Annotated in this window: 10 protein-coding genes; 4 read left to right on the forward strand and 6 right to left on the reverse strand. The window is 61.6% G+C overall.

The window, feature by feature from the left end:
• Nucleotides 1-148: 148 nt before the first annotated feature.
• On the reverse strand, nt 149-1057 hold the full coding sequence (locus tag J4E42_RS20500) for a LysR substrate-binding domain-containing protein (protein WP_008032353.1): 909 nt from the start codon (nt 1055-1057) through the stop codon (nt 149-151).
• 105 nt (nt 1058-1162) lie between these two features.
• Between J4E42_RS20500 and J4E42_RS20505 the strand changes: the two genes are divergently transcribed.
• From J4E42_RS20505 to J4E42_RS20515, 3 genes are all read left to right on the forward strand, one after another.
• Entirely contained in the window at nt 1163-2029 is an 867-nt protein-coding gene (locus J4E42_RS20505) for a pirin family protein (protein ID WP_192228887.1), read from the forward strand.
• Between the two features lie 126 nt (nt 2030-2155).
• A complete protein-coding gene (gene ycaC, locus J4E42_RS20510) occupies nt 2156-2782 on the forward strand; it encodes an isochorismate family cysteine hydrolase YcaC (RefSeq protein WP_008032356.1) in 627 nt (208 codons plus the stop codon).
• A gap of 152 nt (nt 2783-2934) precedes the next feature.
• Nucleotides 2935-4377: a mechanosensitive ion channel domain-containing protein gene (locus J4E42_RS20515; RefSeq protein WP_207286038.1), complete on the forward strand. Its 1443-nt coding sequence runs from the start codon at nt 2935-2937 to the stop codon at nt 4375-4377.
• Between the two features lie 151 nt (nt 4378-4528).
• On the opposite strand, the gene J4E42_RS20520 is transcribed toward J4E42_RS20515, so the two are convergent.
• From J4E42_RS20520 to J4E42_RS20530, 3 genes are all read right to left on the reverse strand, one after another.
• A complete protein-coding gene (locus J4E42_RS20520; RefSeq protein ID WP_207286039.1) occupies nt 4529-6958 on the reverse strand; it encodes a TonB-dependent receptor in 2430 nt (809 codons plus the stop codon).
• Between the two features lie 101 nt (nt 6959-7059).
• Nucleotides 7060-8019, reverse strand: a complete 960-nt coding sequence (locus J4E42_RS20525; protein WP_207286040.1) for a FecR domain-containing protein — start codon at nt 8017-8019, stop codon at nt 7060-7062.
• Nucleotides 8019-8525, reverse strand: coding sequence for a sigma-70 family RNA polymerase sigma factor (locus J4E42_RS20530; RefSeq protein WP_008040017.1), 507 nt, complete (start codon nt 8523-8525; stop codon nt 8019-8021). The genes J4E42_RS20525 and J4E42_RS20530 overlap by 1 nt, the downstream gene beginning before the upstream one ends.
• A gap of 303 nt (nt 8526-8828) precedes the next feature.
• Here J4E42_RS20530 and J4E42_RS20535 point away from each other — a divergent pair, with 303 nt between their 5' ends.
• Nucleotides 8829-9269 carry a carboxymuconolactone decarboxylase family protein gene (locus J4E42_RS20535; protein WP_008040019.1) on the forward strand — a complete coding sequence of 147 codons (441 nt, stop codon included), beginning with the start codon at nt 8829-8831 and terminating at the stop codon, nt 9267-9269.
• On the opposite strand, the gene J4E42_RS20540 is transcribed toward J4E42_RS20535, so the two are convergent.
• Nucleotides 9270-10862 (reverse strand): DHA2 family efflux MFS transporter permease subunit, encoded by a 1593-nt coding sequence (locus J4E42_RS20540; RefSeq protein ID WP_207286041.1) that lies wholly within the window; start codon nt 10860-10862, stop codon nt 9270-9272.
• A complete protein-coding gene (locus tag J4E42_RS20545) occupies nt 10859-11980 on the reverse strand; it encodes an HlyD family secretion protein (RefSeq protein WP_207286042.1) in 1122 nt (373 codons plus the stop codon). Before J4E42_RS20545 ends, J4E42_RS20540 begins: the two co-directional genes overlap by 4 nt.
• Nucleotides 11981-12668 lie beyond the last annotated feature (688 nt).

Consider the following 12668-nt stretch of genomic DNA (forward strand, 5'->3'; position numbering starts at 1 on the left):
CCAGCCCCCACTCATCGGCCCTGTAGGAGCGAGCCTGCTCGCGATGGAGGTCAACGGTAACGCAGCCAGTCTGACACCCCGCGGAGCTCTCACGTTTTTCGCGAGCAAGCTCGCTCCTACAGGTTCGTCCGTGTCGGCAAAAAAAGGGCTAGGCGATGTCGCTGTGGGTGAATTCCTCACCGAGAAAGTCAATCAACGTCCGCACCGACGGCAGCAACCCACGGCGAGAGGGGAAAATTGCATGGACGATCCCGCACTTGGGCGCCCAGCCCGGCACCAGTTCGACGAGGCGTCCGGCGGCAATGTCATCGCGCACCACCACGCTGGGCAGGTGCGCGACGCCAATCCCCGCGAGCACCGCGTGACGCAGGGCCAGCAAGTCATCGGTGACCATGCGTGGCGCGTGTCGAATCAGCGCGCTGGCGCCGTTCGCACCGAATAATTCCCACTGATATTCACGCTGCGCCGCGCCCCAATGCACGCTGGGCAAACCGCTGAGGTCGGCCGGGGAGGCGGGCGTCGACAAGCGTTCGGCAAAGGCCGGGCTGCCCACCAGGCATTGGGTACTGTTGCCCAGCACCTTCATCACCATGTCGGTGTTCTCCAGCGGCGGAAAGCGCACGCGTAAGGCGATGTCGAATCCCTCGTGGATCAGGTCGACCCGGCGGTTGGTGCTCTCGATGAACAACTCCACCAGTGGGTATTTGAGCATGTAGCGGGTCAGCATCGGCCCGACCCAGGAGTTGAGCAACGCGGTCGGGCAACTGATGCGCACCAGGCCTTGCGGTTCGGAGCGGTTGCGCTCGATCAGTTCGGCGGCGCTTTCCGCTTCCACGCGCATGGCCAGGCAACGCTGGTAATACGCCTGGCCGATTTCGGTCAGCGAACAATGCCGGCTGGTGCGGTGCAACAGACGTACACCGAGGCGCTCTTCGAGCTCGGCGATGCGTCGGCTGAGCTTCGATTTGGGCATGTCCAGCGCCCGCCCGGCCGCAGCGAAACCCTGATGTTCCACCACTTGGGTGAAGTAGTAGAGGGTGTTGAGGTCTTCCACCATCGTTCTCCATATAGAACGCTAAGGCTGATTTTTGCAGTCTAGCGTACCAAAGGGTTCGGTTTTAAGCTTTGTCCATCGCGTCAAACCACAGATTTCGGAGGCAGCATGAAAAACATCATCGGCATCTACACCAGCCCACGGACCCATTGGGTTGGCGACGGTTTTCCGGTTCGTACGCTGTTTTCCTACGACAACCTGGGCAAACACATCAGCCCGTTTTTGCTGCTGGATCACGCCGGCCCTGCTGAATTCACCCCGACCACCGAGCGTCGTGGCGTTGGTCAGCATCCGCACCGCGGTTTCGAAACCGTGACTATCGTTTATAAGGGCGAACTGGAGCACCGCGACTCCACCGGCAGCGGCGGCAAGATCGGCCCGGGCGATGTGCAATGGATGACTGCCGCCTCGGGGATTCTCCACGAAGAGTTCCACTCCGAAGGCTTCGCCAAAACGGGCGGCACCCTGGAAATGGTCCAGCTGTGGGTCAACCTGCCGGCTAAAGACAAAATGGCCGACGCTGGTTACCAGACGATTCTCGACGGCGACATTCCGAGCATCCCGCTCAAGGACGAGGCCGGCAGCCTGCGCCTGATCGCTGGCGAATTCGACGGCCACACCGGCCCGGCGCGGACATTCACCCCGGTCGATGTCTGGGACTTGCGCCTCAACGGCGGCAAGTTGCTGACCCTCGATCTGCATGAAGGTCGCAACACCGCACTGGTGGTGCTGCGTGGCACGGTTCAGGTCAACGGCCTGGAACTGGTGCGCGAAGGGCAGCTGGCGTTGTTCGAACGCAACGGCCACCAGCTCAGCCTGGAAGCCAATAACGACGCCGTCGTGTTGCTGCTCAGCGGCGAGCCGATCGACGAACCCATCGTCGGCCACGGCCCGTTCGTGATGAACAGCGAGCAAGAGATTCACCAGGCCTTTGCCGATTTTCAATCGGGCCGGTTTGGACGGATGAGCGGTTGATACACGGATAGATGGTTGCACCGCGCCAGGCTTGACTGACTACGCTTGTCTGGCCGCGTCTGAATGATCAATCAAAACACCCCCACGCCGAACTGTTCGGCATCGATTAAAACCGAGGATGACCCCATGACTACTTCTTACAAACGTCTCGACAAGGATAACGCCGCCGTTCTGTTGGTGGATCATCAGGCTGGCCTGCTGTCCCTGGTGCGGGACATCGAACCGGACCGTTTCAAGAACAACGTGCTGGCCCTGGCCGACCTGGCCAAGTACTTCAAATTGCCGACCATCCTCACCACCAGTTTCGAAACCGGCCCCAACGGCCCGCTGGTGCCCGAGCTCAAAGCGCTGTTTCCGGATGCGCCTTACATTGCCCGTCCTGGCCAGATCAATGCCTGGGACAACGAAGACTTCGTCAAGGCGATCAAGGCCACCGGCAAGAAGCAACTGATCATCGCTGGCGTGGTGACCGAGGTGTGCGTGGCATTCCCGGCGCTGTCGGCACTGGCGGAAGGTTTTGACGTGTTTGTGGTGACGGACGCTTCCGGCACGTTCAACGAGCTGACCCGCCAATCGGCCTGGGACCGCATGTCGTCCTCCGGCGCGCAACTGATGACCTGGTTCGGCCTGGCCTGCGAGCTGCATCGCGACTGGCGCAACGACGTGGAAGGCCTGGCGACCCTGTTCTCCAACCACATCCCGGACTACCGCAACCTGATGACCAGCTACAACACGCTGACCAATAGCAAATAACATCACACGTTCTCTGTAGGAGCCGGCTTGCCGGCGATGGCGATCTTGAAACCGTCATCGCCGGCAAGCCGGCTCCTACAGTGTTTTGTGTTGTTCCAACGACTGCGTTTGCTCCTACACTGTGCCCATCCGTACATGGCTGGAGTTGCTTGATGCTGTCACTGCTTACCAATCACCCGCTGGTCTGTGCCCTGATCCTGATCATCATCGATCTGGGGCTGTGGCGCTTGATCAGTGCTAGTGGCAGCAACTGGAAACTGTTGGTGCGGCTGCTGATTTTCACGTTGTTCAGCATCCTGTTGTTCAACGAAGGCCTGAACCCTCTGGAGCCCGCGCCCTGGGCGGACAACGTGCCGTTGCACCTGGCGGCGACCGGCTTGCAGATTGGCTGGTGGCTGTTCGGCGCGCGCACCCTGACGGTGTTGATCGGCGCAGGGATGATGCAACGGGTCGGGCACACCGGTCGCCTGCTCCAGGATTTGCTGGGCGCGGTGATTTTCCTGATCGCGATCATCGCGGCCCTGGCGTACGTGCTCGACCTGCCGGTCAAAGGCGTGCTGGCGACGTCCGGCGCGTTGGCGATCATCGTCGGCCTGGCGTTGCAAAGCACCCTCAGCGACGTGTTCTCGGGGATCGTCCTCAACACCACCAAACCCTATCAACTGGATGACTGGATCTCTATCGACGGCACCGAAGGTCGGGTCACCGACATCGATTGGCGTGCCACGCGCCTGCAAACGTCCCAGGGCAGCATGGCGGTGATCCCCAACTCGCTGGCGGCCAAGGCCAAGATCATCAACTTCAGCCGGCCGAGCGACATTTTCGGCGTGTCGATCAGCTTGCAGTTGAGCCCGCACGCCCGTCCGCAAACGGTGATCGATGCGCTGGAGCGGGCGATGGAGGGGTGCCGATACCTGCTGGCCAAGCCAGCGCCGTGTGTCGCGCTCAAAGGTTCGAGCGCCACCGGCGTGGAATACGAAATCAGCGGCTTCGTGGTCTCGATGGACCAGAAGCGCATGGTGCGCAATCTGCTGTTCGATCTGGCGTTCCGGCACTTGCAAGCGTCGGGCGTGAGCCTGTTGTCCAGCGTCGAATCGAATGCACCGGTGAACCTGTCGCGGCCACGGGCGTTGCTGGAAAGCTCGGCGATCTTCTCGACTTTGCGTCAGGAAGAAAAAGAAACCTTCAGCCAGCACATGACCCTGCAAAACTTCCGCGCCGGGGAAATGATCCTGCCGGCGGGGGAGGTCAGCGATCATCTGTTCATCATCGAATCCGGCGTGGTCTCGGTGGCGCTGAGCCGCGCCGGGGGCAAGTTCGAGTCCGGGCGCATGGGGCCGGGCGAGGTGATCGGCGAGGGCGGGATCTTGTCGGACACGGCGCTGCCGGCGGACTTCAGCGCCAAGACCGCCTGCAGCCTGTACCGGATCGAAAAGGACTACCTCAAACCGTGCCTGGATGCGCGGCATGACATCGGCGAAGCGATGAGGGCGTTGCTGGATTTCCGTTTGCACAAGGCACAGACGTTGACCCAGGAAACGCCGAAGGTGGTGGAGAAGAAGGGGTTTTTGCAGTGGTTGCGCAGTCGGGCTTAGCGGTTTGTAGTGAATGGCCGCTTCGCGGATCGCGAGCAGGCTCACTCCCACAGTTGATCTTCAGTGAACTCAATATTTGTGTACGACGGAGATTCAATGTGGGAGCGAGCCTGCTCGCGATGGCGGTAGCTGGCTCACTGCAAATTCCGGATCAGAAATCCAGCGTCGCCGACACCTTCAGCGTCCGCGGTGTCCCCTGCGTCAGGTACCCGCCATTCGCCGAGGCCCAATATGCCTTGTTCGCCACGTTCTCCAGATTGGCGCGCAAGGTGATGTACTTCTCATCCATCTTGAAGGCATACCTCGACCCCACATCAAAGCGGTTCCACGCCGGAATGCTCTGGGTGTTGGCGGCGTTCAGGTATTGCCCGCCGGTGCGCAGCATCCGCGCACTGAGCGCCGCGCCTTCAATCCCCGGTACGTCCCAATCCGCCCCGACGTTGAGTTGAAAACGCGGTACGCCGACGGCGCGGTTGCCGTCGTTGACCCCGTTGGTGCTGCCTTCGATTTCGGTCTTCATCAGCGTCGCGCCGCTCAGCAGGCGCAGACCATCAAGCGGCTCGCCATAGACGTTCAACTCCACGCCTTTGTTTTGCTGCTCGCCATCGACCCGGAAGATCCCGTCCTGGGTGTAGCTCGACGGTTGTTCGATGCGGTACACGCCCAGGCTCGCGCCATAGGTGTCCATGTCCAGGCGCACGCCGGCTTCGATTTGCTTGCTGCGCACCGGGGCGAAGGTCTCGTCGCGGTTGATCGCGCTGGTCGGCGGCGTCGGGCCCTTGGCCAGGCCTTCGATGCGGTTGGCGTAGAACGAAACGTGTTCCCACGGCTTGATCACCAGGCCATAGACCGGCGTGCTGATCGACTCTTCATAACTTGAAGTGCGCGCGCCGGTGGTGGTGTTCCAGCCGTCGACGTTGAGTGTCTGGCGCCGTACGCCGAGGGTGAGCAAGACGCGATCATCGATGAAACCCAGGGTGTCGGACACCGCCGCGCTGCGCAGGGTGTTCTTGCCGACGATGCGCGGGTCGTGAATGTCGCTGGCAAACGATGTGGGGCTTGGGCGCGGTTTGTCCGTGACGTCGTAGAGGTTGGTGCTGTAGCGCGTGGCGGTTCCTATGGTTTCGAACGCCGAGCGTTGCTGGCCCCAGATACCCGCGAGGCCCAGGTTCAATTGGTGACTGATCGGCCCGGTGTTCAAGTGGCCGTTGAGGCCGGTCATCAGGCTTTTGTTGTCCTCGTCGTGAGGCGAGTAAAGCATGCCGCCCCGGGCATTGCCGTTGAGGTCGGTGACGGTCAGCGACGAATACACGCCGTTTTCCCGCGTGTGTTTGGCGCCGCCGGACACGTAGGCGGTCCAGTTGTCACTGAGGTCGTACTCGGCGCGGGCCATGCCGAAGGTGTCTTCCAGTTGCGAGTAGCTCCAGCTCTGTGCGTACCCGGCGTTGGCATCCGGCACCTTGGGCGCTTTGCTCAAGGTCGAATCGACATAGATCACCGAGCGGCCCTGATTGATCACCTGTTTCTGATAGCCCAGGTCCGTCGACACCCGCAGGCGATCACCTCGGTAGTCCAGGCCGACGCTGATCAGCGACGAGCGACGGTCTTCGTCATCGACGGCGGTGGCGCCTTCGCGTTGCAACAGATTGACCCGCGCGCCGAATCGGTTGTCTTCGCCAAAGCGCTGGCCCAGGTCCAGATGCCCGCCGACCCGGCCATCGTCACTGTAATCGAGAGTGACGCTGCGGGTCGGCACATCGTTGGCGCGCTTGGGTTGCAGGTTGACGCCGCCGCCAATCCCGCTGCCGCTGGGCGTAACACCATTCACAAAAGCGTTCGGTCCCTTGAACAACTCGACCCGTTCCAGCGCTTCGGTGGCGATGATCTGCCGGGGCAGGATGCCGTAAAGACCGTTATAGGAAATGTCATCGGACAGCAGCGGCAAACCGCGGATCACGAACACCTGGGAGAAGTTGCCAAAGCCGGCGGACTGCCGCACCGAAGCGTCGTTAAGCAACACATCGCCCACAGTCTGCGCTTGCTGGTCGGCGATGGTTTTGGCGGTGTAGCTGGTGACGCTGAAGGGCAGGTCTTTCAAGGCCTGGTTACCGAGCATGCCGATCTGCGCAACCTTGGCGACCTGACCGCCACCGTAGGTGTCCGCGTTGTCGTCGCGCAGGGCGCTGACGCTGGTGGCGCCCAACTCCAGTGCACCGTTGGCAGCGACTCGCGGCGCCACGGTGTAACCGTTTCCGCCCGTGCTGATCAACTTGAAACCGCTGCCTTCAAGCAATTGCGCGAAGCCCGATTGCACGCTGTAGTTGCCTTGCAATCCCGGACTCTGGCGATTGCCCAGTTGCGCCGGATCGAACGACAACGGCACGCCGACCGCCACGGCGAATTGCGCCAGGGTATGGCTGAGCAAGCCCGGCCCGATGTCGACGTTGCGGCTGGCACTTTCGCTGACGGTGTCAGCGGCATGGCTGTTGATCGGCAGCATCGCGGTAAAGGCCAGGGCAATGCTCAGGCTCAGGGCCTTGAGCGGGAAATCGGCGGGGCGGTGCAGCGGTGTCGAAGTCATTCGGCGTTCCTGTCGAGCGCGTGGAATTGAAGAGGTCTATCCACACACCGAACGAAACGCGGAAAGGTATCAGGGGACTGTGAAATAGTTTTTCAGCGCACTCAGGCCCGCGGCTCGACCGACAGCCAGTAGCGGGTCAGGCTGCTGATTTTCAGCGGCAGCGTATCGCTGAGCAGACGCAGGCTGGCATCGGTGTCACGCAGGGAAAACGCCCCCGACACCCGCAACCCCGCGACATCCGCATGACAACGCAACACGCCGGGGCGATAGCGGCTCAATTCGCCGAGCAATTCGTCCAGGCGCATATTGCTCGCCAGCAACATGCCCTTGTCCCAGGCCAGGGCGCTGGTGTCGAAAGGTTCGAGCGGGTCGAGGCGATTGAGCTTGAAGCTCTGACGCTCACCGGCCTTGAGCGTCGTGCTCTGCTGGAGCAACTGCGGCGTGACTTCCACCAGCCCTTCGAGCACCGACACCTGGCTTCTCGAGCCAGTGATGCGCACGCAAAACCGCGTACCCAGCGCACGGGCGATGCCTTGCGGGGTTTCGACGATAAAGGGCCGGGCGCCGGGATCCTTGGCGGTGCTGATCAACACTTCGCCATCCAGCAGCACCACTCGGCGTTCACGCGGGGTAAAGGCAATGTCCACCGCACTTTCGGTGTTGAGCAGCACCTGACTGCCATCGGGCAGTTGCAGGTTTTTCTGTTCGCCCACTGCCGTGCGCTGATCGGCGGTCCATTGTTGCCAGGACGCGTGTTGCGAGGCGATGCCCAAGGGGCCGGCCATCAGCAGCAAGCCAATACGCGTGAGGGTCTGGCGGCGGCTCAAACCATCCTTGCGTGCCGCTCGCTGCAGGGTCTGGATGGCCAGGTTGGCCGGCACGCTGCGAAATTCTCCGAGCAGCGCTTCGGCCCGTTGCCAGGCCAGCGCATGCTCGGCACTGCGATTGCGCCATTGTGCAATGGCGTGATGGTCGGACGGCGTCGCGCTGCCTGAATGCAACTGCACCAGCCAGTCGGCGGCTTCGCCGAGAATGTGCGGGTTGATCATCGACGAATTCATCAGGCGACACTCAGGCAGGCAATGAACGCGGTGCGCATGTGCCGTTTGACGGTGATCAGCGACACATTCAGGCGTGCGGCGATCTGGTTGTAGGTCAGCCCTTCGATCTGTGACAGCAGAAAGGTTTCTCGAGTGATGGCCGGCAATTCGCGCAGCAGCGCTTCGATGCGCATCAGGGTTTCGAGAATCAGCAGGCGGGTTTCCGGTGACGGCACCTCCGCGGCCGGCAGGTGGGCAATGGTCTCCAGATAGGCGCGTTCGATGTCCTGTCGACGCCAGCGATCAATCACCAGGCCCTTGGCGATGTGCGTCAGCAGTGCCCGGGGCTCGCTGCCCCAGGGCTTGACGACTTGCCGGGTCAGCAAACGCAGGAACGTATCGTGGGCCAGGTCCGCCGCGTCGCAGCGATTGCCGAGTTTTCGCTGCAGCCATCCCTGCAGCCAACCGTGGTGTTCGCTGTAGAGGGTATGGATTTGCTGGTTCAAAGGCTGGTCGGCTGACGACATGGGGGACTGATACTCTTTTCCGGCGTCCTGGCCTGATGCAATTAAGAATTGATCGCATTCTAGTGGCGAGGACCGAGTGCTGGCAATCAGCCCGACAGACTATTTTTCGCCCCCCTGTAGGAGCCGGCTTGCTGGCGATAGCATCACCTCACTCATCAATTTGCTCCGAGTTGCCCGCATCGCCAGCAAGCCGGCTCCTACAAGGGCGGCGGCGGTCTACTCGACTTTTGAGAAATTGGATATTCCAGCAGTCGGCCTGCAGGACTAACTTAGCTCCACCCCCACTTGCTCCCGGAGCCTGCCATGAAACCCCGTATCGATTTCTACACCGCGTCCCCTGATGCCCTCAAAGCCATGATCGCCCTGGAAACCGCCGTTTCGAAGCTGCCGCTGGAAAAGACCCTGATCGAACTGGTCAAGTTGCGTGCTTCGCAAATCAATGGCTGCGCCTTCTGCATCGACATGCACACCGCCGATGCGATCAAGGGCGGCGAAACCCCGCGTCGCCTGTTCGCCGTGACCGCCTGGCGCGAGGCCCCGTTCTTCACCGAGCGCGAACGTGCTGCGTTGCTCTGGACCGAATCCCTGACCCAACTGAGCCTGACCCACGCTCCGGACGAAGACTACGAAGTGGTCGCTGCGCAGTTCAGCCCCAAGGAAATGGTCGACCTGACCGTGGCGATTTCCACCATCAATAGCTGGAACCGTCTCGCCGTAGGCTTCCGTAAAACGCCTCAGGCCTGATCAGTGAGCGTCCGCTGAAGGCGCGGCCGGTGGTTGCACCTTGCGCATCAAGGGCACCATCGCCGTGGCGATGATGAAGCAGACCATGATCATCAGAAACGCATCGCCGTAGGTTTGCGTCTGCGCTTCGCGGTAGGTCAGCAGCCATAGCTGGTGCAGGCTGGCGGTGACACCCGCGTCACCGCTTTGGCCGAGCGTGGCGAAGTTGCTGCCGACCTGGGACAGCCATTGATTCAGGGCTTCGTTGGTGCTGTTGAGGTTTTCCGCCAATCGTGTGAAGTGCAGGTTGGTGCGGTCATTGAGGATCGTCGCGCAGGCGGCGATGCCAATGGCTCCGCCCAGGTTTCGCATCAGGTTGAACAGCCCGGAAGCGTGTTTGAGTCGCGCCGGCGCCAGACCGCCGAGGGTCAAGGTGACCGCCGGTGGCACCGCCAATTGCTGGGCAATTCCGCGCAGCGCTTGCGGCAGCATCAATTCCTTGCCTCCCCAGTCATGGGTGATCGGGCTGAAATCCCACATCGACAAAGCGAATAACCCAAGGCCGGTCATCATGACCCAGCGCAGATCGATGCGGTTGGCCAGAAAGGCGTACAGCGGAATCGCCATGATCTGGAACACTCCGGTGGAGAAAACCGCCAGACCAATGTCCAGCGCGCCATAACCCCGGACGCGACCGAGAAACAGCGGCGTCAGGTAAATTGTGGCAAACAGGCCGATCCCGGTGACAAACGAGAAGAAGCAGCCGAGGGCGAAGTTGCGGTCTTTGAGGGCGCGCAAATCGACGATCGGGTTGGCCACGTGCAAGGTCCGGCCGATGAACGCCAGGCCCGCCAGGCCGCTGATCCAGGCGGTGGTCAGAATCGTGCGGTCACTGAGCCAGTTCCAGCGCGGGCCTTCTTCGAGGGTGTATTCCAGGCAGCCGAGAAACAGTGCCAGAAACACCATGCTCAAATAGTCGGCGCCCTTTAGCAGCGACAGTTCCGGCTGATCGATCTTCACCAGCATCGGCACCGCCACCGCGACGAAAATCCCCGGCACCAGGTTGATGTAGAACAGCCAGTGCCAGGAGGAAACGTCGGTGATCCAGCCACCAATCACCGGCCCCAGTGTCGGTGCCAATGACGCCACTGCGCCGATGGTCGCGGCGGCGATCACCCGTTGTTTGCCGGTGAAGAAAAAGAACGCCGTGGTGAACACCAGCGGGATCATCGAGCCGCCAAGAAACCCTTGCAGGGCGCGGAAGGCGATCATGCTCTGAATGTTCCAGGCCGCGCCGCAGAGCAGGCTGGCCAGGGTGAAACCCACCGCGGATGCGCAGAACAGCCAGCGGGTAGAGAACACACGGGAGAGCCAGCCGGACAGCGGAATCACGATGATTTCGGCGATCAGGTAGCTGGTCTGCACCCACGCCGTTTCGTCAGTGCCCGCCGACAACCCGCCGCCGATATCGCGCAATGAAGCCGAGACGATCTGGATATCCAGCAGGGCAATGAACATGCCGATGCACATGGTGGCGAAGGCGAACACCTTGGTCGCCGTCGCCATGTTCGCGGCGTTGAACGGCTGCGCGGGGGCGGCGAGGGCGCGGCTCATGGCGTGCTGGCCACGGCAGGCGTTTCAGGCTCCTTGCGTGTGTCGACTTCAGCGGTCACCGACAGGCCCGGACGCAGATGCCCAAGCACGCCGTCGGCAGGATCGAGCACGATCCGCACTGGCACTCGCTGCACGATTTTGGTGAAGTTGCCGGTGGCGTTTTCCGGTGGCAACACGCTGAACTGCGAACCGCTGGCCGGCGCGAGGCTGTCGAGGTGCCCGTGGAATACCTGCCCCGAGAGCACGTCGGCGTGAATGATCACCGGTTGGCCCGGTGTCATGTGCGCCAGTTGGTCTTCCTTGAAGTTGGCATCGACCCACAGCCCGCTGGCCGGCACCACTGACAACTGCTGCGAACCGGCCTGCGCATACGCACCGACCCGAGCCCGGCGATTGCCGATCACGCCATCCATCGGTGCGCGCAACTCGGTGTAGCCGACGTTCAATTGCGCCAGGTCTCGTTCGGCCCGGGCTTGCATCAGCGCGGCACGTGCTTGCTGTTTCTGAGTGTCGATCACGTTCAATTGGCGTTGCGCCGCCAGCAGTTCAGCCTGGGCCCGAGCACTCAGCGCCTGGGCGGTCTTGAAGGTGGCGTCGGCCCGTTGCGCACTTTCCACGGAGACGGCGTTGCTGCCGACCAGGCGTTTGTAGCGTGCATTGTCGTCCCGTGAGCGGGCCGTTTCAGCGCCGGTGGCATCGATCCCGGCACGGGCCTGACCGATCACCGCGTGTTGCAGTTGTTCGGTGGCGTCGAGGTTGGCCAGCAAGGCTTCTTGCGCAGCCACCGCGCCTTCGGCCTTGGCCAGGTTAGCGCGGTAGTCACGGGAATCGAGGCGGATCAGCACATCGCCGGCCTTCACTTTCTGGTTGTCGCTGACCAGCACTTCTTCGATGTAACCCGCGACCTTCGGCCCGATCACCGTCACGTCGCCGCCAATGTAGGCGTCGTCGGTTTCTTCGATGAAACGCCCGGCGGTCCACCAATGGGTGGCGTAAAGGCCTGCACATATCAGGGCAGCAATGGCCAGCGTCAGCAGGATCAGGCGCTTGAGCAGGGGAGGCTTGGGCGTGCTCACCGCAACGGCAACGTTGGGTTCAAGGCTGGGCATGCTGGTCATGGAGGATTACCTGTGGGAATCGGCGTTTAATTACGTACGTAATATGACGCATGTAATATTTGGTCGCAATTAATTTCTGCTGCCGATCGTCAGGTGCTTAATTTCGCCAGTGGCCAGGGGTGATGCCGGTCATGTTCCTGAAGAAGGCAATAAACGCACAGTCACTGGCAAAACCCAGTGCGAAGGCGTTGTAACAGGAACTCGCAGAAAGCCCCTTGCCGGCGATGAGGCCTTTGGACTTGCATCGATCATGCGGACGCCATCGCCGGCAAGCCAGCTCCTACAGTGGATCGGTGTGAACGTTGAAACTGGCGTTCACACAAAGCCCTTGTAGGAGCCGGCTTGCCGGCGATAGGTCCTTTGGATTTGCATCGATCATGCGGCCGCCATCGCCAGCAAGCCAGCTCCTACAGTGGATCGATGTGAACGTTGAAACTGGCGTTCACACAAAACCCTTGTAGGAGCCGGCTTGCCGGCGATGAGGCCCTTGGACTTGCATCGATCATGCAGCCGCCATCGCCGGCAAGCCGGCTCCTACAGTGGATCGGTGTGAACGTTGAGACTGGCGTTCACACAAAGCCCTTGTAGGAGCCGGCTTGCTGGCGATGGGGCCTTTGGATGTGCATCGATCATGCGGATGTCATCGCCGGCAAGCCAGCTCCTACAGGGGATCGGTGTGAACGTTGAG

It is taken from the genome of Pseudomonas sp. FW300-N2A2 (assembly GCF_017351735.1).
GTDB lineage: Bacteria > Pseudomonadota > Gammaproteobacteria > Pseudomonadales > Pseudomonadaceae > Aquipseudomonas > Aquipseudomonas migulae.